The following is a 25474-nucleotide window of genomic DNA, read 5'->3' as shown; positions in this document are numbered from 1 at the left end:
ACCCTAGCGGGCCAGGAGCGCGTACGAGCGCCCACCCGTCAGGTCGCCCACGCGCACGCGGCCCAGCCACGGGATCTCGACCTCGGCGTCGAGCCCCTCGCGGCGCATCACGGCGATCGCGCAGACGTCCTCGCCGCGCAGGAACGCGCACACGTACGGGCCGGCGTCCAGCGGCGTGTAGGCGCCCGCGAACGAGCCCGGCCGCTCGCGCCGCAGCCGCAGCGCGCGCACGACCAGCGTCAGCTTCTCGAGGTCCTTCTCGGCCTCGGTCGACGTCTCGCCGGCGTCGATGTCGACGGGCGGCGGCACCTCGGCGCCGCGCATCACGCGCTCCAGCAGCGCCTGGCGCCGGCCCCAGTCGACCGCGCGGCGGTTGTCCGGGTCGACCAGCGAGAGCGAGACCAGCTCGTCGCCCTGATACAGGTCGGGCACGCCCGGGACCGTGAGCTTGAGCAGCAGCTGGCCCATCGCGCTGCGGTGCCCCAGCTCCGCGACCCGCTCGGCGAACGGAACGAAGTCCTCCAGGAAGTCCGGGTGCGTGAGCAGCGCGGTCGCGAAGCGCTTGACGCTGTCCTCGTACTCGACGTCCTGCTCGACCCAGGTCGTGTTGCGCTTGGCCTCGCGCAGCGCCTTCTCCAGGTAGCCCTCCAGCCGCGCCGCGGAGATCGGCCAGGCGCCGAGCAGCGTCTGGAAGATCAGCAGCCGCTCCTGGTCGTCGGGCGCGCCGTCGGTCCGCAGCGGGTCGGTGATCTCGCACCAGCCCCGCACGCGCTGCGCCCACGCGTCGGCCATCCCGGCCAGCGCGCCGATCCGCGCCCGCACGTCGCCCGAGCGCTTCGTGTCGTGCGTCTGGGTGACGAGCAGGTTCTCGGGGAACCGCCGCTGGCGCTCCAGGTTCGCCTCGTGGAACTCCCCGACGCTGATGCCGAACCGTCCCGGGTCGCCGCCCACGTCGTTGAGCGCGAGCAGCCGCACGTGGCGGTAGAACGCGGTGTCCTCGACGCCCTTGGCCATCACCGGCGGCGTCGTCTGCTGGAAGCGGGTGACCCACTCCGCCGGCTTGCCGTCGAACAGCCCGCCGAGGCCGGCCTCGTCGAGGATCTCGCGGTCCTCGTCCGACGCCCCGCCGTCGTAGGTCCGGTAGACGGGGAGCGACGCCAGCGCGCGCTCGAGGCCGGGGTGGTCGGCGATCCGCCGCAGCCGCGCGACCTCCGCCGCGAACGTCGTCGTGGCCTGCTCGAGCTTGGCCTCGAACGCGACCTCCCCGAACTCGCGCCCGTCGCCGGTCATCGACGCGTGCAGCGCGGTGAGCGTGTCCTCGCCGCGCCGGTCGACGAACAGCGCCGCCACGTCGTTGAGGAACTCGTAGCCGACGGTGCCGCTCACCGGCCAGTCCGCGCGCAGGTGCTCGCCGGGGTCGAGGATCTTCTCCACCCAGACGTTCTCGACGCCCGCTTCGTGGAGCCGCCGCAGGTAGCCCGCCGGGTCCGCCATCCCGTCCGGGTGGTCGATCCGCAGTCCGTCGACGAGCCCCTCGCGGACGAGCTGAAGCGCCAGCCGGTGCGTCTCCTCGAAGACCCCGGGGTCCTCCTGCCGGACGCCCGCGAGGTGGTCGATGTCGAAGAAGCGGCGGTAGCCCGGGCCCGGGTCGCCCTCCCGCCAGTCCGGGTCGAGGTCGAAGAACTTCGCGCGCCGGTCCGGGTCGCTCCAGTACGCGTTGCGCTCGTCCGTCGCCATGTGGTTCGGGACGATGTCGAGGATGATCCCCAGCCCGGCCTCGCGCGCCGCGGCGACGAGCGCGCGGAACGCCTCCTCGCCGCCGAGCTCCTCCGAGATGCGCGTCGGATCGACGACGTCGTAGCCGTGCGTCGAGCCCGTCCGCGCCTGGAAGGACGGCGGCAGGTACAGGTGCGAGACGCCCAGGGACGCCAGGTAGGGCACCAGCGCCCTCGCCTCGTCGAACCCCAGCCCGGGCCCGAGCTGAAGCCGATACGTGCAACGCAGCTCGCTCATTCGACCCTGCGCAGGAGTAGCAGAGAGCGCGACATGACGGCGACCGGACCCCCGGCCACCTGCTCCTTGCCGCGCATCCGCTCCTCCCGGTCGGCGGTCGTCAGCTCGACCACCCAGCGGGCGCCGAACCGCGTGCCGGGCAGCTGGAACTCGACGTCCTCGTGGTGCGCGTTGAGCAGCAGCAGGAACGAGTCGTCGGTGATCGGGCGGCCGCGCTCGTCGGTCTCCGCGAAGTGGTCGCCGTTGAGGAAGACGCCGAGCACGTGCGCGTCCGGCCGCGTCCAGTCCGGCGTCGTCATGCGGCGCCCGTCGGGGCGGAACCACCACACGTCGGGCAGACCGGACTCCTCGTCGGGCTCGCCGCTGAAGAACTTCGTGCGGCGGAACGCGGGGTGCTGCTGGCGCAGCGCGATCAGCCGCTTGGTGAACCCGAGGATGTCCTCGTGGCGCTCGCGGTCCTCCCAGTCGAACCAGGAGATCTCCGTGTCCTGGCACCACGCGTTGTTGTTGCCGCCCTGCGAGCGGCCCATCTCGTCGCCGCCCAGCAGCATCGGAGTGCCGAGCGACAGGAAGAGCGTGGCGAGGAAGTTGCGCTGCTGGCGGGCGCGGAGCGTGAGGATGTTGTGGTCGTCCGTGTCGCCCTCGGCGCCGCAGTTCCACGACCGGTTGTCGTCGGTCCCGTCGCGGTTGTCCTCCTGGTTGGCCTCGTTGTGCTTCTCGTTGTACGAGACGAGGTCGCGCAGCGTGAAGCCGTCATGGGCGGTGACGAAGTTGATCGACGCGAACGGCGTGCGGCCGTCGGCCTCGTACAGGTCGGACGAGCCGGTGAAGCGCGACGCGAACTCCGCCACCGACGCCTGGCCGCGCCAGAAGTCGCGCACGACGTCGCGGTACATGCCGTTCCACTCGGTCCACAGCACCGGGAAGTTGCCGACCTGGTAGCCGCCCGGGCCGACGTCCCACGGCTCGGCGATCAGCTTGACCTGCGACAGCACCGGGTCCTGGTGGATCGTGTCGAAGAAGGCGGAGAGCCGGTCGACGTCGTACAGCTCGCGGGCGAGCGCGGACGCGAGGTCGAAGCGGAAGCCGTCGACGTGGCACTCGACCGCCCAGTACCGCAGCGAGTCCATGATCAGCCGCAGCACGCTCGGCTGGCGGGCGTCGAGCGTGTTGCCCGTGCCCGTGTAGTCCATGTAGTGGTGCGCGTCGTCGGGGACGAGGCGGTAGTACGTGCGGTTGTCGACGCCCTTGAAGGAGAGCATCGGGCCGAGGTGGTTGCCCTCCGCGGTGTGGTTGTAGACCACGTCGAGGATCACCTCGATGCCCGCCCGGTGCAGGGCCTTGACCATGCCCTTGAACTCGCGGACCTGCTCGCCGCGCGTGCCGCTCGCGCTGTAGGCGCTGTGCGGCGCGAAGTAGCCGATCGACGAGTAGCCCCAGTAGTTGCTCAGGCCCTTCTCGTGGAGGAAGTGCTCGTCGGCGATGTGGTGGACGGGCAGCAGCTCGACCGCGGTGACGCCGAGCGAGACGAGGTGCTCGATCGCGGCGTCGGACGCCAGCCCCGCGTACGTGCCGCGCAGGTCCTCGCGCACGCCCTCGTGCTGCATCGTGAAGCCCTTGACGTGCGTCTCGTAGATGACCGTCTCGCTCCACGGGCGGTTCGGCGGCGTGTCGCCCTCCCAGTCGAACCGCTCGTCGATGACGATCGACTTGGGCATCGCGGGCGCGCTGTCCTCGTCGTCGATCTCGCGGTCGGCGTCGTCGCTCGCGCCCTCCCCCGGAGACGGCGGGACGTACGGGAGCACGTTGGCCGCATCCCAGTCGATGCCGCCGTCGATCGCCTTGGCGTAGGGATCGATGAGGAGCTTGGCCGGGTTGAAGCGGTGACCGGTGGCCGGGTCGTACGTCCCGTGGACGCGGTAGCCGTAGCGCGTGCCGGGGCCGACGCCGGGCAGGTAGACGTGCCAGTTGTGGGCGGTCTGCTCGGTGACCTCGATGCGCTCCTCGGTGCCGTCCTCGTCGAACAGGCACAGCTCGACCTTCGTCGCGTTGATGGAGAAGAGGCTGAAGTTGGTGCCGTCGCCGTCCCAGTGCGGTCCGAGGGGGAACGGGCGTCCCGGCCAGCGCTCGCGGCTCATCGGACGAGCGCGCCGGAGCGCGCCGGGAGCACCGCGTGGCCGTCCTGCACGGTGACGCCGTCGTGCGTGGCGAGGACGAGCTCGGTGCCGGTCACGGGGACGCGCTGCTCGGTCTCGGCGAAGTTCATCGCCAGATCGTGCCCGCCGCGCCGGACGCGCAACCAGCGCGCCTCCTCGTCGAACGGCGTCTCCTCGGTCTCGGCGTGACCGAGCTGCCGGCGCGCCTCGAGCAGGCGCCGGTAGAGCTGGGCGATCTCAGGGTCCTCGGTGCGCGTGAGCTTGGAGCGCTCGAACGTCGCGGGATCCTGCGGGTCGGGGACCTCCTCGCCGGCGAAGGACGCGAACGCGGCGAACTCGCGCCGGCGCCCCTCGCGGGTCGCGGTCGCGATCTTCGGGTCGATGTGGTCGCTGAAGAACTGGAACGGCGCCCGCTCGCCGTGCTCCTCTCCCTGGAACAGCATGGGGGTGAACGGTGACAGGAGGACGGCGAACGCGGCGAGCGGCTGGACCTCGCGCGGCAGGCGATCGCCGAACGCGCGGTTGCCGACGTGGTCGTGGTTCTGCGTGAAGACGACGAACTGGCGGGGTGGGCGGTCGCCGGCCGGGGCGCCGTAGCGGCGCCGGCGCGCGGGCGAGTAGGTGCCGTCGAAGACGAAGGGCCGCCGGTAGGCCTTGGCGAGCTGGGCGACGGTGCCGTACTCCTCGTAGTAGCCCTCGTGCTCGCCGGTGAGGAGCGTCCGCAGCGCGTGGTGGAAGTCGTCGGCCCACTGCCCGTCGCAGCCGTAGCCGCCGTACTGCGTCGGCCGGATGACCTTCGGGTCGTTGAGCGCTGACTCGGCGATGACGACCGCGCGCTCGTTGGCGACGTGGACGCGGGCCGCGAGCTCGGTGAGGATGTGGATCGCGGACGAGTCCTCGATCGCGTGGATGGCGTCGAGCCGCAGCCCGTCCACGCCCATCTTCGAGATCCAGTACGTCGCGGACTGGATCGCCCACTCGCGCACGGCGCCCGAGTCGGCGTCGTCGTAGTTGATCGCCTTGCCCCAGAACGTCTCGTGCTTGTCGGTGAAGTAGGGGCCGAACGCCGTGAGCGCCTTGACGCCCGACGCGCCGACGTGGTTGTAGACGACGTCGAGGATCACGCCGAGCCCGACGTCGTGCGCGGCGTCCACGAACCGCTTGAACGCGTGCGGGCCACCGTACGCGCTGTGCGCGGCGCTCAGGTAGACGCCGTCGTAGCCCCAGCCGTGCCGGCCCGGGAACTCGGCGATCGGCATGACCTCGACGGCCGTGACGCCGAGGTCCTTCAGGTGCGCGAGGTGCGGGATCGCGGCGTCGAACGTCCCCTCCGGCGTGAACATCCCGACGTGCAGCTCGTACAGCACGGCGTGCTCGAGGTCGATCCCCGGCCCCGGCACGCCCGCGAGCGCGTCGTACACGCGCGACGGTCCCCGGATGCCCTCCGGCTGCCACCGGCTGTGCGGATCGGGCCACGCTGTGCCGTCCACGACGAGCTCGTAGTCGTCCCCCTCGGTCCCGGGGACCCAGCACTCGTACACGCCCTCCCCGCAGTGCTGCAGCGGGTGGTCCTCGCCGTTGACGCGGATCGCCACGCCCTGCTCGGCCCGCGGCGCCCACACCCGCACCTCCAGCCGCCCGTCCGCCAGCGGCCGCACCCCGAGAGGCTTCTCCCACGGAAGCTCGTCACCATCGATCACGTCGAGCGAGCTTCCCACACGCCCGCCGCGCTACACGCCCTTGCGGTCTAGTGGTTCCCGAAGAGCGCACGCGCTCGCGCGGCGAAGATGCGCGCACCGGCACGCTCGAACGCGTCGATCAGCTCGTGCACGCCTCGCCCTCCGGCCCAGGCACGAGCCTGCGCGGGGAGCAACTCCTCGAAGACCTCGGGCTCGCCGTCGATCGCCGCGACGAGCCACGCGTCCGGATGCACCACCACGACCCCGTGGGACGAGAGCGTTTCCGCCAGGTAGCCGCGGTCGAAGGTGACGAGGTAGGCGGGTGCGGCCGCGAGGGCCAGCGCGCACACGAACTCGTCATCCGGATCGACCGTGAGCGACGCGAGGTCGTGACCCATGCGGGCCGGATCGACGCGTCCGCCCGGGAACGCCTCGCGGAGCAAGCCGACCCACCGCCGCGCCGCCGCTTCGGGCATCGGCTTGCGCTCCTGGAGGACACGCTGGGCCTCAACGAGCAGCTCGTCGCTCCACACGAGGTCCAGGAGCCGGCCTTCACTCGCGACGCGTCCGAACAGCTCGTGGAGGACGCGCGAGTAGATGACGTTCGTGTCGAGGACGGCGCGCGGCAGCCCCGCGGCCTTGCCGCTCACTCCGCCGGAGCGCCGAGGTCGTCCAGCGAGCGGGAATGCGCATCCGCACGTTCCCGCGCCCCGCCGCGACGCTCCTCGAACGCGAGCACCTCGGAGAGCGGGACCTTCCAGTACGAGGAGCCCTCCAGCTTCCGCGCCGCCAACTCGCCGCCGTCGATCAGCCGCCTGACGTGCTGACGAGAGAACCCGAGCCGCTGCCCCACCTCAGCCGGCGAGAGCAGCTCGTTCGGCGCCGTGATCGTCACCGTGGCGATCTCGCCGTGCCGGATGACCTCGTCGATCTCCTTCGCGATCCGCGCGAGGTCCTCCCGCCGCGTCTCACGGGTGATGCGCAGGGTCCTCATCGGACCCTACGCTACCACCAACCTGCCCTACCTGCACATCGACCGCTGGTCGTCGTCTTGACGATCCCTCACTGAGTCTCAGCCGGCTGGGAGACGCGATATTCCCAGTCAGTCATGCCGGACCGTGTGGACGACCTCGTTCGTCTCGCGATCTTTGAAGCCTGGGGCAGGAAATGCGTCTGGTGCGGGAGACCCCTGTTCTTCAACGAGATGGAGGTCGACCATCTCATCCCGAAGTCACTGGCGGACGAGGCCAATGCGACCCTTCGGAACGAGACGTTCGGGATGCACAGCCTGGACAGCGACTACGACCTCGATGCGCTCGAGAACATGGCGTGCAGTTGCCGCCAGTGCAACGGTGGCAAAGGCGCGAAACCACCCCCGAACACTCTCGGCGTGTCGAAACTGCTCCAGCGAGCACGCGACCGGGCGCCCGAGATCCGAACCACCGCCGCGAAGGTGGGCGAGGACCGGCAGGTCGAACGGGCTGCGACCATTCTCCGTGAGGGTGCCGCGGCTGGACGACCGCGCGCGGTCGAGCTCCTACGTGAAGCGGCCTCCACATTGGAGATGTCGTTCGAACGGGCCACGGGACGCCACGCGACCCGGCTCCACTCCGCGTTGTCGCAAATCTCGGACTCAGCGGTCTTCCTGAGCCAGTCCGTTGACCATTTCGTGTATCTCGCCACCACGGGTCCGACTGGCGGGCCGGCCAATGAGACTGCTCGTCGGATGCCGCCGCTGTTCGCGGCCGACATCGGGAGGCAGCAGCCCGCGACCGTCCGGATCGAGCCTGGGGACGGCCGAAGCCGCCGCCGGAGTGGCGCGCTCGAATGCGCATGACGCACGGAGACGCCTCCGCCTCTCTCGGTGTGCGCCTAAAGCCGTCAGAGACACCGCCGGATGGGTGGGACCGTGCTCTTATCGGCGAGCGCGCTGGGCTGAGAGTCACGGCGCTTGCCCGGTGGGTGGACGGCTCCGGCGGGGAGATCAGGTTCAACTTCAAGCCCGTGTCCGCCAAGGCGTCGGTCAACGAACGGTTACGCGCCATGGAGTTCCTAGAGATGGTCGACCGTGGCGGCGAACTCGTCGTCACGGACATCGGCAGATCGAAGCGTCCGCCGGTGCGCGTCACGGTGCCTGCTGGTTGTATGCCCCCGGAAGGCCGAGCGCTCCTCGCCCTCTTGCAGGATCTAGTTACCATCGAGGCACGAGCCGGCGTCGCCTTCGACTTGCCCGAGACCCTCAACGCGAGCGACATCGCTCACATTGCATACGTTGCTCGCCTCATTTCCACCGGCCAGCAGTCTGTGACTTGGCGGGACGCACGCCTTACCGTTACCAGCCCGGAAGCGCTGCAGCAGCTCAACGATGGCGGCGTCATGCGGATTGAGCACTCGGCATCCACAGAAGTCCTCGGACGCGATGTCGCGCTTGGGATAATCCGACGCGATATTCCGGCGTACGTGGTACACGCTGTGACTCCCCGGGAAGGTGATCCTGCGGTCTTCGACATCGGGTTGCGGCCGCCCGACGCCGAGGCCGCGAAGATCGAGGACGTGCTTCTTCCCGCGTCCGCTCGCACGCGCGAGGCGCCTCCGCCGCCACCACGCAAGGTCGCGAAGCAGCGCAAGAAGAACCGGGGGAAGTCCAAGAAACGACGCAAGTAGCGGCTGAAGGGCTCGACGTGCCTCGCGCGTCCGCACCGCTGTCGTGTGCGCCGCAGTTGACGGTGTGGTCGGTGGGCGGCGGCCCGCTCCGCCGCGTCACACGGGAGGACGCGGCGGATGACGGTAGGGCCGGGCGCCTACCCGGCCGGCGTGAGGTAGACGACGCCGAGCGGCGGGATGGTGATCTCGGCGGACTGCTGCTGGTTGTGCCAGACGATGTCGTCGGTGGTGACGCCGGCGGGGTTGGTGACGCCGGAGCCCCCGTAGGCGAGGTCGTCGGTGTTGAGCTGCTCGACCCAGCGGCCCGGGCGCGGGAGGCCGAGACGGTAGCCGTGGCGGGCGACCGGCGAGAGGTTCATCACGATCACCGTCACCGGGTCGCCGTCCTTGCCCTGGCGGGCGAAGGCGAAGACGTTCTGGTCGGCGTCGTTGGGCTCGATCCAGTAGAAGCCCTCGGGGTCGAAGTCCAGCGCGTAGAGCGCCGGCGACGAGCGGTAGACGCGGTTGAGGTCGCGGATGAGCTTCTGGACGCCGAGGTGGCCGTCGTCCTCGAGCAGGTGCCAGTCCAGCGACTGGTCGAACTTCCACTCCTGCTCCTGCGCGAACTCCCCGCCCTGGAACAGCAGCTTCTTGCCCGGGTGCGCCCACATGAAGCCGTACAGCGCCCGCAGGTTCGCCAGCTTCTGCCACTTGTCGCCCGGCATCTTGCCGAGCAGCGAGCCCTTCCCGTGCACCACCTCGTCGTGCGACAGCGGCAGCGTGAAGTTCTCCGTGAACGCGTAGACGAGGCTGAACGTCAGCTGGTGGTGGTGGTACTTCCGATGGACCGGGTCGTTCTGGAAGTACGCCAGCGTGTCGTGCATCCAGCCCATGTTCCACTTGAACCCGAACCCGAGGCCGCCCACGTAGGTCGGCTTCGACACGCCCGGCCACGCCGTGGACTCCTCCGCGACGCTCACGATCCCCGGCTCGGCGGCGTGGAGCGTCTCGTTCATCTCCTTGAGGAACGCGACCGCCTCGAGGTTCTCCCGCCCGCCGTGCACGTTCGGGATCCACTCGCCCTCCTTGCGGGAGTAGTCGAGGTAGAGCATCGACGCGACCGCGTCGACCCGGATGCCGTCCGCGTGGTACTCCCGCGCCCAGAACAGCGCGTTGGCCAGCAGGAAGTTGCGCACCTCGTTGCGGCCGAAGTTGAAGACGAGCGTCCCCCAGTCGGGATGGGCGCCCTGGCGCGGGTCCGCGTGCTCGTACAGCGCCGTCCCGTCGAACCGCGCCAGCGCGAACTCGTCGCGCGGGAAGTGCGCGGGCACCCAGTCCAGCAGCACGCCGATGCCCCGCTGGTGCAGCACGTCGACGAACCGCTTGAAGTCGTCCGGGTCGCCGTGCCGCGGCGTGGGCGCGTAGTAGCCGGTCACCTGGTAGCCCCAGGAGCCCGGGAACGGGTGCGCCATCACCGGCATCAGCTCGACGTGCGTGAAGCCCAGGTCCTCGCAGTAGTCCGCCAGCTGCTCGGCCAACTCGCCGTACGACAGCCACCGCTCCGGATCGGCGGGATCGCGCCGCCATGAGCCCAGGTGCACCTCGTAGACGCTCATCGGCTCGTTCCACGGCGGCTCGGTCCGCCGCCGCTCCAGCCACGCGTCGTCGCCCCACTCGTACGTCGAGCGGTTCACCACCGACGCCGTCTCCGGCGGCACCTCGGTGCGGAACGCCATCGGGTCCGCGCGGAGCTGGAGCAGCCCCTCCTGCGTGCGGATCTCGAACTTGTACCGCTGGCCCTCCTCGACGTGGGGCACGAACAGCTCCCAGATCCCCGACGCGCCCATCGAGCGCATCGGGTGCAGCCGTCCGTCCCACTCGTTGAAGTCTCCGACGACGCTCACGGACCGCGCGCTGGGGGCCCACACCGAGAACGACGTCCCCGGCACCCCGTCGATCTCGCGCACGTGCGCGCCGAGCGTCTGCCAGAGCTCCTCGTGACGCCCCTCGCCGGCCAGGTGGAGGTCGAGCTCGCCGATCGTCGGCGCGAAGCGGTACGGGTCGTCGACGGGGAAGGTCCCGCCGTCCGGGTACGCGACCTCCAGCCCGTACGACAGCGGCAGCGACGCGCCGCTCAGCGTGCCCTCGAAGACGCCGTCGGGGTGGACGCGCTCCAGGGAGGCGGCCTCGCTGCCGTCCACGTAGACGGCCACGCGCGAGGCGCCCGGGCGGAACACGCGCACGACGACGCCGTCGCCGTTCTGGTGCGCGCCGAGGTACGAGTGCGGCGACGGGTGGTCGCGCGCGACGAGGCGCTCGACGTCGCTCATCCGACCTCCGCCTCCAGCAGCCTGACGATGCCCGCGACAGGGATGCGGACCCAGTCCGGGCGGTTGTTCAGCTCGTACCGCAGCTCGTACACCGCCTTCTCCAGCTCGAAGATCGCGAGCATCCGCTCGGTGTTCGACGTACCCGCCGGGAGCAGCCGCGTGTCGACCTCGGCCAGGTACGCGTCGAGGAACGCCCCTCGCGCTCGTTCTTCCCAGTCCTCCGGCGCCTGCACCCCGCGTTGCAGCTCGGTCGCCGACGCCGCGTAGGCGAACGAGCGCAGCATCCCGGCCACGTCGCGCAGCGGCGAGCGCTTCTGGCGCCGCTCGGGGAGCGGCCGCGCCGGCTCGCCCTCGAAGTCGAGGATCACCCAGCCGCGCCGCGTCAGCAGGCACTGGCCGAGGTGGTAGTCGCCGTGGGTGCGCGTGACCATCCCGCCCGCGCCGGCGTGGGCGAGCGCCTTGAGCTGGTCGCGGACCTCCAGCCCGCGGCCGACGATCGGCGCGGTGGCCTCGGTCTCGGGCAGGTCGCGGAAGATGTTCTCGATGTCCTCGTCGATCGTCGCCATGAGCAGCGAGATCGCCTCCATCGACGGCTCCTCGGGCGCGAACGCCGGGTCGGACGCGTCGGAGCCAAGCGTCGAGTGCATCTGCGCGGTCACGCGACCCAGGTCCGCGAGCTGGCCGAGGAACGTCTCGCCCCGGTCGTCGGACCCGAACGCGTCGAGGACGAGGTCCCACCCGTCGCCCGCGCCGGGCAGGAACTCCTGCATCAGCCCGAGCGTCGCGTCGACCAGCCGGCCGGTGTGCTCGTACCACGCCCGCAACCGCGCGATGTGCTCGAAGCCGTGCTCGGTGAGGAACTGGAGCAGCTCGAGCTCGGGGTTCGGCCCCGGCTCGATGCGCCGGTAGACCTTCAGCACGAGCTCCTCGGCGAACACCGTCGACGAGTTGGACTGCTCGACGCCCATCGGCCGCACCGGGTCGAGCCCGTCGTCCGGCGGCAGCCCGGCGACGCTGTGGAACGCCCACGCCTCGTCGCCCGAGCTCCCCTCCCGCTCGATGCGCTTCTCCTGCCGCAGCGCCGCGACGAGCCGCCGCGCGCAGACCGGGTCGACCATCGCGTCGTACACCGTCCGGTCGCCCGCGACGCAGACGACGCCCTCCGACCACCCCTCATCCACGTGGCGCAGGCCGAGCGGCAGGTGGTACAGCTCGTGCGTCCCCGGCCCGAACGCGACCTCGACGATCGCCAGCACCATCTGCGGCTCGGGCTCGGTGTCCAGGGGCGCGGCCTCCAGCACACGGAGCGCGGCGACCTCGCGGGACTTCGACGCGAACCACCGCTGCTGGACCAGCCAGCCCTGGAGCGCCTCGGGATCGATGAGGTCGACGGCGGCCATCAGTCCTCCCCCTCCCCCTTCTCCAGCAGGAACCAGTAGAAGCCGCGCGGCGCGAGCGTCAGCAGGTACGGGAGCTGACCGATCCGGGGGAACCGCGTCCGCCCGAACATCTCGACGGGATGCCGGCCCTCGTACCACGACAGGTCGAGCTCGACCGCCTGCGCGGACGCCGCGAGGTTGTGCACGCACAGCGCGATGTCGTCGCCGTACTCGCGGATGTGGGCGAAGATCTTGCGGTTCTCCGGCACCAGCGCCTGAAACGAGCCGAGGCCGAAGACCGGGTGCTGCTTGCGGAGCGCGATCAGCCGCTGCATCCAGCGCAGCAGCGACGTCGGGGTGCGCAGCTGCGCCTCGACGTTCTTGGCCTGGTAGCCGTAGACCGGGTCCATCAGCGGCGGCAGGTAGAGCTGCGCGAAGTCCGCGCGCGAGAACCCGCCGTTGCGGTCGCCCGTCCACTGCATCGGGGTCCGCACGCCGTCGCGGTCGCCGAGGTAGACGTTGTCGCCCATGCCGATCTCGTCCCCGTAGTAGAGGACCGGCGAACCGCGGAGGCTGAAGAGCATCGCGTGCATCAGCTCGAGCGTGTCGCGGTCGTCGTCGAGCAGCGGCGCGAGCCGGCGCCGGATGCCGACGTTGAGCTTCATGCGCGGGTCCTTGGCGTACTCCGCGTACATGTAGTCGCGCTCCTCGTCGGTGACCATCTCGAGCGTCAGCTCGTCGTGGTTGCGCAGGAACAGGCCCCACTGGCAGTTCGGGGGGATGTGCGGCGTCTGGCGCAGGATGTCCAGCATCGGCGTCGCCTCCTCGCGGCGGACCGACATGAACATGCGCGGCATGATCGGGAAGTGGAAGGCCATGTGGCACTCGTCGCCGTCGCCGAAGTACTCGACGACGTCCGACGGCCACTGGTTGGCCTCCGCGAGCAGCACCCGGTCGGGGTACTCCTCGTCCACGGTCTTGCGGACCTTCTTGAGGAACTCGTGCGTCTCGGGCAGGTTCTCGCCGTTCGTCCCGTCCCGCTCGTACAGGTAGGGCACGGCGTCGAGGCGGAACCCGTCCAGGCCGAGGTCGAGCCAGAACCGCAGCCCGTCCAGCATCGCCTGCTGGACCTCGGGGTTGTCGAAGTTGAGGTCCGGCTGGTGGCTGAAGAACCGGTGCCAGTAGTACTGCTGGGCGACCTCGTCCCACGTCCAGTTGGAGGGCTCGGTGTCGGTGAAGATGATCCGCGCCTCCTCCCACCGGTGCACCGTGTCCGACCAGACGTACCAGTCGCGCTCCGGTGAGCCCTTCGGCGCGTGGCGGGCGCGCTGGAACCACGCGTGGTCCGACGACGTGTGGTTCATGACGAAGTCCGCGATGACCCGCAGCCCGCGCTGGTGGGCGGCGTCGATGAACGCGCGGACGTCCTCGATCGTCCCGTAGTCCTCGTGGACCTTCTCGTAGTCGGCGACGTCGTAGCCGCCGTCGCGCAGCGGCGAGCGGTACATCGGCAGCAGCCAGATGCAGTCGACGCCCAGCCACTGCAGGTAGTCGAGCTTCTCGGTCAGGCCGCGGAAGTCGCCGCTCCCGTCCCCGTTGCCGTCGAAGAAGCCCCGCAGGTGGATCTCGTAGAAGACCGCGGTCTTGAACCACTGGGGCGCAGCCTCGAACCAGTGCCCGGGCTGCTGCTGGTCGGCCGCGGCCGCGCGCTCGGCGTCGGCGCTCACGGGCCCTCGATCCTCAGCACGTGCGCCTGCCGGTACGGCGGCTCGAGCCGGACGTAGTTGCCGCCGAGGTGCCAGCCGTAGCGCTCGTCGCTGATCAGGTCGTGGGCCATGAAGGCGACCGGGAGACCGAGGTGGTCGGGCACGTGGACGGAGCCCTCCTGCGCGTGGTGCGGGTCGAGGTTGACGACGACGATCACCGTGTTGCCGCGGGCGCGCTTGCAGTACGCGATCAGCCCGTCGCTCTGGGTGTCGAGGAACGTGATGTCGGTGAGCTGCTGCAGCGCCGGGTTGGCCCGCCGGATCTCGTTGATCGTCTGGATGAACGGCAGCAGCGGCCCGTCGAGCGTGCGGTGCTTGGCCTCGTACTTCTCGGAGTCCAGGTACTCCTCCGAGCCGGGCCGCACGGGCACGTTCTCGAAGTTCTCGTAGCCGGAGTAGATGCCGTACGTCGGGCTCAGCGTGGCGGCCAGCACGAGCCGCGCGGCGAACGCGCTAGGGCCGCCGTGCTGGAGGTACTCGTGGAGGATGTCCGGCGTGTTGGCGAAGAGGTTCGGCCGCATCGTCTCGCGCGCGACCGGCTCGAGCAGCTCGCCCATGAACTGCTCCAGCTCCCAGCGCGAGTTCTTCCACGTGAAGTACGTGTAGGACTGGCTGAAGCCGGCCTTCGCGAGCCCGACCTGCCGGGCCCGCCGGGTGAAGGCCTCGCTGAGGAAGATCACGTCCGGGTCGTCCTTGGTGATCTTCGCCAGCAGCCACTCCCAGAACGGCCACGGCTTGGTGTGCGGGTTGTCGACGCGGAAGACCTTGACGCCGTGGTCGACCCAGTACCGCATCACGTCGTAGAGCGCGTTCCAGAGGCCCTGCCAGTCCTCGCTGTCCCAGTTGACGTTGTAGATGTCCTGGTAGCGCTTGGGCGGGTTCTCGGCGTACTTGAGCGTCCCGTCGGGGCGGCGGTTGAACCACTCCGGGTGCTCGGTCAGCCACGGGTGGTCGGCAGAGCACTGGACGGCGAAGTCGAGCGCGATGTCGAGGTCGAGCTCCTTGGCCCTCGCCGTCAGCGCGTCGAAGTCCTCGATCGTCCCCAGCTCGGGGTGGATCGCGTCGTGGCCGCCGGTCTCCGCGCCGATCGCCCACGGCGAGCCCGGATCCTCGGGACCGGCCACCAGGGCGTTGTTCTTGCCCTTGCGGTTGCGGTGGCCGATCGGGTGGATCGGCGGCAGGTAGATGACGTCGAAGCCCAGCTCCTTGAGCCGCGGGAGCTGCTCGGTGACGCCCTTCAGGCCGCCGAACGAGCGCGGGAACAGCTCGTACCAGGAGCCGAACAGCGCGCGCTCGCGGTCGACGATCAGCTCCAGCGGCTCGGTCAGCGTCGCGGAGCCCGTGCGGTCCGGGTGGCGGCGGACCGCGCCGCCGAGCTGCGGGTCGAGCGCCGCGGCCTCCCTCTGTGCGAGCGTCGCGCTGTCGCTCTGGAGCGTCTCGAGCGCGTTCTCGACGATGCGCCTGTCCTTCGCGTCGGTGATGCGCGGGAGCGCCTTCTCCAGGTGCTGCGCGCCCTCCAGCAGCTCGGACTGCAGGTCCTCCTGGCCGGCGGCGACCTTGCGGGCCAGCTCGTCGGACCACGTCGCGAAGGGGTCGACCCACGCCTCGATCGTGTACTGCCACCTCCCGATGCTCGTGACCGGGAAGGAGCCCGCCCAGCGGTCCCCGTCCACGTGCTGGTCGATGCGACGCATCTCCGTCCGCGTCCACGTGGTCTCGCCGGTCGGGCGCGCGAGGAGCTCGGTGCGCACGAGGTCGTGGCCGTCGCTCCAGACGTCCGCCGAGACCTCGACGATGTCGCCCACGATCCGCTTCGCGGGGAAGCGGCCGCAGTCGATCATCGGCCACGGGTTCTCGATGCGAATCCGGGCCGGGGGTTGGCTACTGGTCGTGTCGGGCACTCCGCTTCCCTGTTGCCGGTTCGCTCTCGGTCGTAACGCACTTCACGTGAACATCTCCAGATCCAGCGGTATACAGCTCCATCCCACCTCGCTGCCCTCCGGCCGCCTGGGGCCCGAGGCGCACGCGTTCGTCGACTGGCTAGCCGCGGCCGGCCAGACCTGGTGGCAGACGCTGCCGCTGGGCCCGCCGGACGAGCACCGGTCGCCCTACAAGGCTCACTCGGCCTTCGCCGCATCGCGTGAACTTCTCGCGGACCCGGACGCGCGGGTGGAGCCGTCCGAGGAGCGCGCGTTCCGCGAGCGCGAGGCGTTCTGGATCGACGACTGGGCGGCTTACGCCGGCGAGGGCGCGATCGCGGACCAGGTGCGGTTCGACCGCGAGTGGCGGGCGCTGCGCGAGTACGCCGCGTCGAAGGGCGTCAAGCTCATCGGCGACATCCCGATCTACGTCGCGCCGGGCAGCGCCGACCACGTCGCGCACCCCGAGCTGTTCGTGTCGGGGATCGTCTCGGGCGCGCCGCCTGACAAGTTCACGGCGGCCGGCCAGCTGTGGGGGAACCCGCTCTACGACTGGCCGGCGCTGCAGCGGCGCGGCTACCGCTGGTGGGTCGAGCGGTTCCGCCGCGTGTTCGCGCAGGTCGACCTGGCGCGCATCGACCACTTCCGCGGCTTCGTCGCGTACTGGGCGGTGCCGGAGGGCGACGAGGACGCCCGCGGCGGGACGTGGCGACGCGGGCCGGGGCGGGCGCCGTTCGACGCGGCCGCGCGGCAGCTCGGGGGCGCGCTGCCCTTCATCGCCGAGGACCTCGGGGTCATCACGCCGCCGGTGACCAGGCTGCGCGACGCGCTCGGGCTGCCGGGGATGGTCGTGCTGCAGTTCGGCTACGACCCCGACGACCCGTCGTCGCCGCACAAGGTCGAGCGGCACGTGGAGCGCAGCGTCGCGTACACCGGCACGCACGACCACGACACGATCCGCGGCTGGTACGACGGGCTGGGCGACGCCGAGCGCGCGGCGGTCGACGCGGACGTCGACGCGCACGGCGTGCGCGAGGACGAGCCGTGGTGGTCGCTCATCCGCCTCTGCTTCGCGTCGCGCGCGTCGCTGGCCATGCTGCAGATGCAGGACGTCCTAGGGCTCGGCTCCGAGGGCCGCATGAACCTCCCCGGCTCCGAGGGCCAGGGCGCGTGGGAGTGGCAGATGGAGCCCGGCGCGCTGACCGACGGCCTCGCCGCGCGGCTGCGACGCGCGACCGAGGCCGCGGGACGCCGGGCGGGCTAGCGCTGCTCGCGCCGTCCTCCGCGCTGCTGCACCGCTCGCACCGACACGATCTCCCCGCGCTCCTCCCGCGCGACCAGCACGACCGGCGTGCGGTCGGGGGCGTCCGGGAACCGGTCGACGTGCAGCAGGTGGAAGCGCGGGAGGTCGCCGGCGACGGGCCGGAGGTCGTCGTCGCCCCGCCACACCGAGCGGTAGCTGACGACGCGGTACGGCTCGGGCAGCCCGCGCCGCCGGGCCTCGTCGCGCAGCGCCGTGTCGACCGCGGGCAGGCGGACCGCGTCGGGGATCTCCTCCGGCGTGGTCGCGATCCGATCCGCGAACGCGGCGGTGAGCTGCATCCGGCGGTGAGCGGCGGCCAGCTCGGCGTCGGTGATCGGCGTCCCGACCGCGATCAGCGCCGGGTCGCCGAACATCACGTACTGCGCCAGGCTCTTGAGGGCGATCGGATCCAGGTCGACGTGATCGGTGTGCAGGAACCAGAAGCGCGACCACGCGAACGCCTGCCCGAGCGGGTAGCCCTGGCGGATCCAGAACAGCATGGCCGAGCCCAGCGCGTCGCAGTAGTGCGGGATCAGCGGCGGGCTGTTGTCCTGCGGGCCGTAGCTGTTGTTGGTCGCGCCCGCGTACATCGCCGCCCCCGACAGCAGGTACGTGTTCGCGAAGCTCATCTTCTTGAGGTCGCCCGACGCCCAGAGCTGCCCCGAGAAGCACGCTTGGGACGCGACGATCGTCCCGGCGTCGACGTGGCCGTCGATCGCCGACGTCGTGATCGCGTCCGGCTGCTTGCCGTTGAAGTCCTCCCCCTTCCACGTCGTGCCGTTCGGCGGCCCGTGGAGCAGGTACAGGTGGCACAGCGGCGCGAACGTCGGCGGCGCCCAGCGTGGCCCCTCGGGCGGGGACAGGTGGACCGCCGACGAGTCGCCGAACGCCATCTGGGCCGTCCACGTCGCCTCCGCGCGCCACGCCTGCGCGGCCAGCGCGAAGTACGTCGCGTAGTCGTCCGCCGTCCCGGCCGTGAAGTCCGCGACCGCGTCGATCAGCGTCGCGAACCGGTTCCCGTCCTTGTCGCCCGGCACGTCCGGGAGGCGGCCGACCATGCGGTTCGGCGCGACGAACTGGCCCGGATCGGCGCTGAAGGGCGCGGCGCACGCGTACGGGAGATCGCTGGGCACGTTGCGGTCATCGTCGTGGACGGGGTTGTTGAGCGACTGGTGCGGCACCACGTCGGGCCCGCCGAGGATCATCAGGAACATCATCGTCGGCGGCGACCAGACGGCGAGGATGCCGTTCCAGACCGCGTCGATCGCGGCCTTGACCTGCGACTCGCTGTTCCACGTGCTCACCGGCGTGCCGCCCCACTGCACCACCTCGGTGGTGTCGAGGTGGATGAGGACGGTCGGCACGGCCGGGGAGCTCTTCGTCACCAGCTCGTTGATCGCGTCGTCGACCTCGGAGTACGAGCTGCGGTACTTCGCCATCAGCCGCGAGCGATTGGTGACGATGATGCGTGCGCCCCGCATGGGCGGCCCCTCTCAGATGGGTGGAGCCCGAGCCCACCACACAACGAACCCCGACCGCAAGACGCGGGAGGTTCGCCGGGACGTCAGCGGTAGCCGGTCGCGTCCGCCGGCTTGCCGGGGTCCTGCACCTCGACGAGGTACCGCCACGCGTCAGGCTGCGAGCCGTCGAGGTCGGTGAAGCCGTAGACCTGCGCGAGCTGGCCGCTCGACAGCGACTGGCCGTTCCAGCGCCCGCGCTCGGGGTCGGCCGCGAGCGCCACGACCGCGCGTCCGACGTAGCGCGGCGACTCGGAGATGACCGCGAAGTGCGGCTGCTGGGCCTCCTGCCAGTTGTCCTCGGTGACGCCGAAGATCTCGAGCATCATCTCGCTGCGCAGCCAGCCGGGCGTGAGCGCGACCGCGGTGGCCCCGTGCTCGCGCAGCTCCTCGGCCTCGGCCCACGCCATCCGCGTCAGCGCCGTCTTCGCGAGGTCGAACGGGATCGAGCCGCGCTTCTTCGTCGCGTTGTACTCCGCGGTGCCGTCGGTCAGCTCGACGAGCAGCCCGCCCGGCTCGCGGGTGAGCAGCGGGATCGCGTGGTGCGCGGTGATCAGGTGCGCGTCGATCGCGATCCGCAGGAAGCGCTGCGCCTTCTCGAGGTCGACCTCGTGCAGCGGCGACTCGATGTCCGCCAGCGCCTCGCCGCCGAGCCCGTTGACGAGCACGTCGAGCCGCCCGTGCTCCCCGTCGATCCGCTTGACGACCTCCGCGACCTGCGCGGAGTCGAGGTGATCGGCGCGCACGCCGACGCCGGTCCCGCCCGCGCGGTTCACCAGCTCGACGGTCTCCTCGACCGTCTCCGGCCGGTCGTACTCCGAGCGGCCCTCGCGCGTGGTGCGGCCGGTGCAGTAGACGGTGGCGCCCGCGGCGCCGAGCTCGATCGCGATCCCGCGGCTGGCGCCCCGCGTGGCGCCGGCGACCAGGGCGACGCGCCCCTCCAGTGGTCTGTCGTTCGTCATCGGCGGGCGACGCTACGTGCGTACCCGGTCGTTTTCTGCCCGGTTACCGCGTGGGGTCGTCGAACTCGACCTTGTCGAGCTCCCGCTCCAGCGCGAGGAAGATGTGCTCGCCGTCGAAGCGCCGCGCGCGGCGGGCGCTGATCCCGAGCGCGCGGAGACGCCGGGCGCCGCGGGCTGCCTTCGCGTCGTCACCGGCGGTGTCCTCCAGGACGAGGTCCAGCGCGTCGAGCTTGGGGATGTCCGGCCGCGCCGCGGGTGCGAAGGCGGCGAGGCGCCACTGCTCCAGCCGCGCGCAGGCGTCCGGCACGCGCTGGATGCGCAGCAGGGCGTCGTACCACTTGCGCCACACCGCCCGGCCGGTCCGCAGGACCGGGTCGTTCGTCGGGATCCGGTCGAGCTCCTGCGAGATCCGCGCGTACTCGGGCAGCATGGGCTTGAACACCGCCTCCTCGAACGCGGCGTGCAGGAAGAGCGCCATGACGTCGATGGCCTGCTCCTCGTCCTGCAGCGCCTTGGCGCCCTTGGCGAGCGTCTCGACGCACGGGTCCAAGCTGACCTTGACGCGCGCCGCGAGCCCCCGCGACGCCTTGGTGACGCGAGCGTCGGCCTCCTCGAGCACGCGAGCGAACGCCTCAGCCGAGCGCGGCGGAGTGGCGTGGGCGGGGGCGGCGGCGGCGAGGAGCGCGGCGGCGAGGGCGGTGAGGACGACGATCGGGCGAAGCACGGCAGCCGACGGTAGACGGCGTTGCTCCGCTTTCCGGAGCCCCATGGACGAGGATCTCAGCGGGCGCGGCGGGCGACGAGCCGTGCGCGGGCGTGCTCGCGCAGCGCGCGGCGGCCGTAGTGCCAGGCGTACGTCAGGTCCGGGCGCGGGACGTCGACGACGGTCTGCGACGGGAGCGGGGCGCCGAGCGCGCGGGCGGCGCGGTCGGCGATCTCGACCTGCCCGAGCGCGGTCGCGTGGACGCGGTCGGCCCAGACCCAGCGGGCGCCGGCGAAGTCGCGCAGGTCGACGACGGGCGCGCGGTGGCGCGCGCCCTCGTGCTCGATCGCGCTGTTGGCCTGCAGCACCTTCACGCCGGCGGGCGGGAGGCCGAGGTCGAGCGGGAGCGCGACGAGCAGCACCCGGTCGCAGGCGACGTCGAGGGTCGCGGCCGCCGTGGCCAGGTCGTGCGCGAACGCCTGCGGGTCCCACGCGTCGCCGCGCACGTCGTTGACGCCGACGTAGAGGCAGCCGACGTCGTACGGGCCGTCGAGGCGCGGGAGCTGCTCCCGCACGACGTCCGCGGCCGTCGCGCCGTTGGCCGCCAGCCGCGTGAACGGGAGCCCCATCGCCTCCGCCAGCCACATCGCCCAGGACTGCGTCCCGAGGCCGGACTGCATGCCGCCGTGGCCGTAGGTGATCGAGTCGCCGAGGGCGACCAACCCGCGCCGCGCCGCGCCGTCTGCGGGCGCGCCCGCGGCGGCCGCCATCAGGCCTGGACCTTCGCGGCGTGCTCCTCCCACGCCGCCATGGCCTCCTCCACGGCCCGCTTGGCCGCGGTGTGGCGGGCCTCGGACTTCGCCGTCTCGTACGGCGTCGCCCAGCACGCGGGGTCGGCGAGCTCCTCCTCCACCTTCGCCAGCGCCTCCTCGGCCTGCTCCACCGCGCGCGCCAGCCGCTCCTCCTGCTTGAGCGCGTTCTTCGAGGGGCCGGACGGCTTGGGCTTGCCCTTCTTCGGCTTCTCGCCGCCCGCCGCGGGCTTGTCCGCCGCCGGGGCCTGCGCGTGCTTGCGCACCGGCTCCTCGTCCGTCCGCCGCACCGCGCGCCCGTCGGCCGTGCGGGCGTTGGGGTCGGCGGGCGGCCGCGCGTCCTGCGGCGCCGGGATGTTCACCGGCTGGCCGAGCGCGCGCCGCTCCTCGCGGACGCGCTGGTACTCCGCCCAGCCGCCGAGGTACGAGTGGAGCTTGCCGCCGTCGATCGCGATCGTCCGCGTGCCCACGGCCTCGAGCAGGGCACGGTCGTGGGACACGAGCAGGATCGCGCCGTCGAACGCGAGCAGCGCGTCCTCCAGCGCCTCGCGGCTCTCCAGGTCCAGGTGGTTGGTGGGCTCGTCGAGGATCAGGACGTTGGAGCCGGAGGCGACGAGGATCGCCATCGACACGCGGGCGCGCTCGCCGCCGGAGCAGGTCGCGATCGCCTTCTCGGCCTGGTCGCCGCTGAAGAGGAACTTGCCGAGCAGCGCCCGCGCCTTGTTCGGTGGCAGGCCGGTGCGGCGCTGGGTCACCTCGAGCACCGATCCGGTGTCGCCCAGCTCCTCGGCGTGCTGCGAGAGGTAGCCGACCTTCACGTTGTGGCCCGTCGACAGGCGGCCCGCGTCGAAGGGCCGCTGGCCGGTCAGCGCGCTGATGAGCGTGGACTTGCCGGTGCCGTTGGCGCCGACGAGCGTGACGTGCTCGCCGCGCTCCAGCCACATCTCGGCGTCGTGCAGGAGCACCTTGGGCGGCGCGTCGCCGACCTGAAGGTGCGCCCCGCTGAGCTCGAAGATCACGCGGCCCGAGCGCTCCGCCTTGCCGAACGACAGCGACATCTCGCGGGTGTCGCGCGGGTCGCGCTCGATCCGCTCGATCTTCTCCAGCGCCTTGACGCGCGACTGCGCCTGGCGCGCCTTGGTCGCCTTCGCGCGGAAGCGCTCGATGAACGACTCCATCCGCGCGATCTCGGCCTGCTGCTTCTCGATCGCGCGGCCGAGGGCCAGCTCCCGCGCCGCCTGCTCCTTGCGCCACTGGTGCCAGGTGCCGTTGAAGAACCGCGAGCGGCCGGCCTCGATCTCCAGCACCGACGTGCCGACGGACTCGAGGAACCAGCGGTCGTGCGCGACCATCACGATGGCGGCGTCGAGCTGCTTGAGCTCGGCCTCCAGCCACTCGAGCGAGTCGATGTCGAGGTGGTTGGTCGGCTCGTCGAGCAGGAGCAGGTCGGGCTGCGACGCGAGGGCGCGCGCGAGCGACGCGCGGGTGAGCTGACCGCCGGAGAACGAGCTGAGCTGGCGGTCGAAGGCGTCGTCGGCGAACCCGAGGTTGTGGAGCATCGCGACCGCTCGGTCGCGCCACGTGTAGCCGCCGCGCGTCTCGAACTCCGCCTGCCGCCGCGCGTACCGGTCGTAGAGGCCGGCGTCGGTCGAGCCCGCCGCCATCTCCTCCTCCATCCGGCGCAGGTCGTCCTCCATCTCGACGATGTCCTTCGCGCCCGAGACGACGTAGTCGCGCAGCGTGACGTCCTGGTCACGCGGCGGCCGCTGGTCGTGCAGGGCCATCCGGGTGCCCTTCTGGAGCACGACCTCGCCGCCGTCGACCGACGTCTCGCCCGCGAGCATGCGCAGGAGCGTCGTCTTGCCGGCGCCGTTGCGGCCGGCGATCGTCATGCGGTCCTTCCGCTCCAGCTTGAACGAGATGCCGCGGAACAGCGGCTCTCCCGCCATGTCCTTGTTCAGATCGGATGCGATGAGGACCGCCACGTGCATTAGCGTAGGAACCGTGATGCCGAGGGGTCTTGGGATCGCCGCGCTGGCCGCCGCCGCGCTCGGGCTCGCGCCTGCGGGCGCGCATGCGCAGACCACGTTCACCGTGCCCGGCGTCCCTGCGGCGGGGCCGGCGCAGTACGACCGCACCACGGTCACCCGGTTCGGGCCGGCCGCGGCCCGGACGGTCCTGATCCTGGTCCCCGGGTTCAGCGGGGGCGCGGGCGACTTCGGCCTCGTGGGGCCGGACATCGCCGCGCGGGTGCCGGGTGTGCAGGTGTGGGCGGTCGACCGCCGCTCGCAGGCGCTGGAGGACACGTCGATGTTCGACCGCGCCGCGCGCGGGCAGGCCACGCCGCAGCAGGCGTTCGACTACTACGTCGGGTGGCTGACGAACCCGGCAGCGACGGGTCCCCGGTTCACCCCTCCGGACCTCACGCGGCTCGGCTTCGCGGCGGACTGGGGCCTGCCGACCGCGCTCGGCGACCTCCGGAAGGTGGTGCAGCGGGCGCGGCGCGGGGGCCGGCGCGTGATCCTCGGCGGGCACTCGCTCGGCGCGTCGACCGCGGCGATCTACGCGGCGTGGGACTTCGGGCGCGGGCGTGCCGGGCACGAGGACCTCGACGGGCTCGTCCTGATCGACGGCGGCGCGCTGGGGTCGTTCGACGACACGTCGTCGCCGGCCGACGTGCGCAGGCGGCTGGCCGCGATCCGCGAGCAGCCGTTCGCGGACCTCGTCGGCGCCGGGCTGCCGTGGGCGCAGGGGGTCTTCGCCGGGCTCGGCGGGCTGTTCGCGCAGAAGCTCCCGACGGAGCGGTCGCCGTTCAGCGACTTCGCGCTCCTGCCTGCGCAGTTCAAGCCGCCGGTGAGCGCGACGAACCGCGCCTTCCTGGGGCACGCGTTCGACGCGTCCACGTCGCCCGACGCGCTCGCGCTCATCCACCTGCGCGCGGGCGCGCTCGCGCCGAGCGGGGACCCGCGCGACTGGGTCGACGGCGAGGTCTCCCCCATCGCGCGCGTCGCCGACTTCTGGGCGCAGTCGCCGGTGAACGGGATCGAGTGGTACTTCCCGCTGCGGCTCTCGCTCGACGTCGACGCGGCGAGCGGGCTGCGCGCGAACGCGGTGACGCGGCAGCTGGGCCTGCGGCCGACGCGGCTGCGCGACGTCGACGTGCCGCTGTACGCGTTCCAGACCGACCTGACCGACGGCCGGGTCCTGCGCGGCGCGCGGCGCTACATCGAGCGCTCGCGCGTGCCGCGCGGGCGGTCAACGCTGGTCGATCGCGCTGCCAGCACCAGCCACCTGGATCCGCTCACCGCCGCGCCCGAGACGAACGACTTCCTCGAGACGGTCGTCCCGTTCCTGCGCCGGGTCAGCCGCTGACGCCGCCGCGGCGCGCCGGCCCACGAGGTTCGCGGCCACCAGCGCCGCGACGGTGATCGCGGCGCCCACGACCTCCATCGCGTGCGGCGACGTGCCCTTGATCGCCTCGACCACGAACGCGGTGATCGGGACGAGGTTCATGAAGAGCGCGGCGTTCGCCGGGCCGAGCTTCGCGACGCCGGCGTTCCACGCGAGCACCCCGACGATCGCGCCCGCGAAGATCACGTAGGCCAGCTCGGGGGCGATGGCGCCGACGTCGCCCGCGTCGGGGACGGCGAGCCAGCCGCCGGCCGCGCCGACGAGTGCGACGGCGAGGATGGAGAGCGTGCCGAGCGGCACCGACAGCGCCGTGTAGCGGAGCGGCGACCAGCCCGGGAACTCCTGCGCGCCGAGGGTGAAGCGGATGAACGCGATCGCTCCGGCGAGCACCATCAGCTCGCCCGGCCCGACGCCGCCGTCGATGAGCGTCGAGGGGTCGCCCTGGGTGATCACGAGGCCGACGCCGAGGAAGGCGAGGACGACGAACGCGAGCTGCGCGCCGGCGGGCTTCTCGCCGGTGGAGTACCAGCGCATCAGCAGCGTGATGATCGGCGTGAGCGCGACGATGAGCGCCGCGTGCTGCGGGGTCGTGTGCTCCAGCGCGGCGAACGACAGCAGGTTGAACCCGGCGAACCCGTACGTGCCGAGCACGAACAGCCTGCGTGCGCGCCCCTCGTAGTCGAAGGCGCGGCGGCCCTCGACGAGCGCCAGGAGCGCGAGGAAGAGCACCGAGGCGGCCGCGTAGCGCAGGGCGGTGAAGTTCACGGCGTCGACGCGCTCGAGCGCGGGCGCGGAGATCGGGAACATCGCACCCCAGCAGAGCGCGGCGATCAGGGAGGGCAGGAAGTTCGGCATCGGTCGAACAACCGTAGCAGAGGTTCGAC

General features: G+C 71.6%; 19 protein-coding genes. 4 read left to right on the top strand and 15 right to left on the bottom strand.

Translation table 11 applies throughout. The features are described from left to right. Nucleotides 1–3: 3 nt before the first annotated feature. Genes AC1UE5_RS00885 through AC1UE5_RS00865 form a run of 5 tightly spaced genes read right to left on the bottom strand, consistent with a single transcriptional unit; the run spans nt 4 to nt 6842 of the window. Nucleotides 4–2013: a malto-oligosyltrehalose synthase gene (locus AC1UE5_RS00885; protein WP_482920171.1), complete on the bottom strand. Its 2010-nt coding sequence runs from the start codon at nt 2011–2013 to the stop codon at nt 4–6. Then, nucleotides 2010–4151 carry a glycogen debranching protein GlgX gene (glgX, locus tag AC1UE5_RS00880; protein ID WP_482920170.1) on the bottom strand — a complete coding sequence of 714 codons (2142 nt, stop codon included), beginning with the start codon at nt 4149–4151 and terminating at the stop codon, nt 2010–2012. Before glgX ends, AC1UE5_RS00885 begins: the two co-directional genes overlap by 4 nt. Beyond that, a complete protein-coding gene (gene treZ / locus AC1UE5_RS00875; protein WP_482920169.1) occupies nt 4148–5869 on the bottom strand; it encodes a malto-oligosyltrehalose trehalohydrolase in 1722 nt (573 codons plus the stop codon). The genes glgX and treZ overlap by 4 nt, the downstream gene beginning before the upstream one ends. Nucleotides 5870–5916: 47 nt before the next feature. Next, the gene (locus tag AC1UE5_RS00870) at nt 5917–6498 is read right to left on the bottom strand and encodes a PIN domain-containing protein (RefSeq protein ID WP_482920168.1); all 582 of its coding nucleotides are present in this window, start codon (nt 6496–6498) and stop codon (nt 5917–5919) included. After that, entirely contained in the window at nt 6495–6842 is a 348-nt protein-coding gene (locus AC1UE5_RS00865; RefSeq protein WP_482920167.1) for a helix-turn-helix domain-containing protein, read from the bottom strand. Before AC1UE5_RS00865 ends, AC1UE5_RS00870 begins: the two co-directional genes overlap by 4 nt. A 126-nt stretch (nt 6843–6968) precedes the next feature. On the opposite strand from AC1UE5_RS00865, the gene AC1UE5_RS00860 reads away from it, so the two are divergent. Both AC1UE5_RS00860 and AC1UE5_RS00855 read left to right on the top strand, forming a co-directional pair. Then, nucleotides 6969–7685 (top strand): HNH endonuclease, encoded by a 717-nt coding sequence (locus AC1UE5_RS00860; protein ID WP_482920166.1) that lies wholly within the window; start codon nt 6969–6971, stop codon nt 7683–7685. Beyond that, nucleotides 7682–8512: a hypothetical protein gene (locus AC1UE5_RS00855; RefSeq protein WP_482920165.1), complete on the top strand. Its 831-nt coding sequence runs from the start codon at nt 7682–7684 to the stop codon at nt 8510–8512. The genes AC1UE5_RS00860 and AC1UE5_RS00855 overlap by 4 nt, the downstream gene beginning before the upstream one ends. Before the next feature lie 137 nt (nt 8513–8649). Here the strand turns inward: AC1UE5_RS00855 and glgB are convergent, their stop codons facing one another. The 4 genes from glgB to AC1UE5_RS00835 are packed head-to-tail and all read right to left on the bottom strand — an operon-like array spanning nt 8650 to nt 15807. Then, complete coding sequence (gene glgB, locus AC1UE5_RS00850) at nt 8650–10821, bottom strand: 1,4-alpha-glucan branching protein GlgB (RefSeq protein WP_482920164.1); 2172 nt, start codon at nt 10819–10821, stop codon at nt 8650–8652. Continuing rightward, entirely contained in the window at nt 10818–12221 is a 1404-nt protein-coding gene (locus AC1UE5_RS00845) for a maltokinase N-terminal cap-like domain-containing protein (RefSeq protein ID WP_482920163.1), read from the bottom strand. The genes glgB and AC1UE5_RS00845 overlap by 4 nt, the downstream gene beginning before the upstream one ends. Next, nucleotides 12221–13927 (bottom strand): maltose alpha-D-glucosyltransferase, encoded by a 1707-nt coding sequence (gene treS, locus AC1UE5_RS00840; RefSeq protein ID WP_482920162.1) that lies wholly within the window; start codon nt 13925–13927, stop codon nt 12221–12223. Before treS ends, AC1UE5_RS00845 begins: the two co-directional genes overlap by 1 nt. Continuing rightward, nucleotides 13924–15807, bottom strand: a complete 1884-nt coding sequence (locus AC1UE5_RS00835; protein WP_482920161.1) for an alpha-1,4-glucan--maltose-1-phosphate maltosyltransferase — start codon at nt 15805–15807, stop codon at nt 13924–13926. Before AC1UE5_RS00835 ends, treS begins: the two co-directional genes overlap by 4 nt. 106 nt (nt 15808–15913) lie before the next feature. On the opposite strand from AC1UE5_RS00835, the gene AC1UE5_RS00830 reads away from it, so the two are divergent. Then, nucleotides 15914–17149: a 4-alpha-glucanotransferase gene (locus AC1UE5_RS00830; RefSeq protein ID WP_482920160.1), complete on the top strand. Its 1236-nt coding sequence runs from the start codon at nt 15914–15916 to the stop codon at nt 17147–17149. Here the strand turns inward: AC1UE5_RS00830 and AC1UE5_RS00825 are convergent. From AC1UE5_RS00825 to AC1UE5_RS00805, 5 genes are all read right to left on the bottom strand, one after another. Then, entirely contained in the window at nt 17146–18669 is a 1524-nt protein-coding gene (locus AC1UE5_RS00825) for a hypothetical protein (RefSeq protein ID WP_482920159.1), read from the bottom strand. The genes AC1UE5_RS00830 and AC1UE5_RS00825 overlap by 4 nt on opposite strands. Nucleotides 18670–18752: 83 nt before the next feature. Further along, nucleotides 18753–19667, bottom strand: coding sequence for an SDR family oxidoreductase (locus tag AC1UE5_RS00820; RefSeq protein WP_482920158.1), 915 nt, complete (start codon nt 19665–19667; stop codon nt 18753–18755). A 43-nt stretch (nt 19668–19710) separates the two neighbouring features. Beyond that, nucleotides 19711–20391: a hypothetical protein gene (locus tag AC1UE5_RS00815; protein ID WP_482920157.1), complete on the bottom strand. Its 681-nt coding sequence runs from the start codon at nt 20389–20391 to the stop codon at nt 19711–19713. 56 nt (nt 20392–20447) lie between these two features. Further along, on the bottom strand, nt 20448–21140 hold the full coding sequence (locus tag AC1UE5_RS00810; RefSeq protein WP_482920156.1) for a GDSL-type esterase/lipase family protein: 693 nt from the start codon (nt 21138–21140) through the stop codon (nt 20448–20450). Then, on the bottom strand, nt 21140–23164 hold the full coding sequence (locus tag AC1UE5_RS00805) for an ABC-F family ATP-binding cassette domain-containing protein (protein ID WP_482920155.1): 2025 nt from the start codon (nt 23162–23164) through the stop codon (nt 21140–21142). The genes AC1UE5_RS00810 and AC1UE5_RS00805 overlap by 1 nt, the downstream gene beginning before the upstream one ends. 22 nt (nt 23165–23186) lie before the next feature. Between AC1UE5_RS00805 and AC1UE5_RS00800 the strand changes: the two genes are divergently transcribed. Continuing rightward, nucleotides 23187–24551 (top strand): alpha/beta fold hydrolase, encoded by a 1365-nt coding sequence (locus tag AC1UE5_RS00800; protein WP_482920154.1) that lies wholly within the window; start codon nt 23187–23189, stop codon nt 24549–24551. On the opposite strand, the gene AC1UE5_RS00795 is transcribed toward AC1UE5_RS00800, so the two are convergent. After that, nucleotides 24435–25445, bottom strand: coding sequence for a DMT family transporter (locus AC1UE5_RS00795; protein WP_482920153.1), 1011 nt, complete (start codon nt 25443–25445; stop codon nt 24435–24437). The genes AC1UE5_RS00800 and AC1UE5_RS00795 overlap by 117 nt on opposite strands. Nucleotides 25446–25474 lie beyond the last annotated feature (29 nt).

Source organism: Parviterribacter multiflagellatus (genome assembly GCF_056863265.1).
The sequence above is the reverse complement of the archived record's forward strand: the minus strand, read 5'-3'. Positions and strand labels throughout refer to the sequence as shown.

Excerpts from the sequence above, each read along its gene's own strand:
- AC1UE5_RS00885 (WP_482920171.1), bottom strand. The coding sequence starts at position 2,013 with ATGAGCGAGCTGCGTTGCACGTATCGGCTTCAGCTCGGGCCCGGGCTG.
- glgX (WP_482920170.1), bottom strand. The coding sequence starts at position 4,151 with ATGAGCCGCGAGCGCTGGCCGGGACGCCCGTTCCCCCTCGGACCGCAC.
- AC1UE5_RS00865 (WP_482920167.1), bottom strand. The coding sequence starts at position 6,842 with ATGAGGACCCTGCGCATCACCCGTGAGACGCGGCGGGAGGACCTCGCG.
- AC1UE5_RS00855 (WP_482920165.1), top strand. The coding sequence starts at position 7,682 with ATGACGCACGGAGACGCCTCCGCCTCTCTCGGTGTGCGCCTAAAGCCG.
- glgB (WP_482920164.1), bottom strand. The coding sequence starts at position 10,821 with ATGAGCGACGTCGAGCGCCTCGTCGCGCGCGACCACCCGTCGCCGCAC.
- AC1UE5_RS00845 (WP_482920163.1), bottom strand. The coding sequence starts at position 12,221 with ATGGCCGCCGTCGACCTCATCGATCCCGAGGCGCTCCAGGGCTGGCTG.
- AC1UE5_RS00835 (WP_482920161.1), bottom strand. The coding sequence starts at position 15,807 with ATGATCGACTGCGGCCGCTTCCCCGCGAAGCGGATCGTGGGCGACATC.
- AC1UE5_RS00825 (WP_482920159.1), bottom strand. The coding sequence starts at position 18,669 with ATGCGGGGCGCACGCATCATCGTCACCAATCGCTCGCGGCTGATGGCG.
- AC1UE5_RS00820 (WP_482920158.1), bottom strand. The coding sequence starts at position 19,667 with ATGACGAACGACAGACCACTGGAGGGGCGCGTCGCCCTGGTCGCCGGC.
- AC1UE5_RS00810 (WP_482920156.1), bottom strand. The coding sequence starts at position 21,140 with ATGGCGGCCGCCGCGGGCGCGCCCGCAGACGGCGCGGCGCGGCGCGGG.
- AC1UE5_RS00800 (WP_482920154.1), top strand. The coding sequence starts at position 23,187 with ATGCCGAGGGGTCTTGGGATCGCCGCGCTGGCCGCCGCCGCGCTCGGG.
- AC1UE5_RS00795 (WP_482920153.1), bottom strand. The coding sequence starts at position 25,445 with ATGCCGAACTTCCTGCCCTCCCTGATCGCCGCGCTCTGCTGGGGTGCG.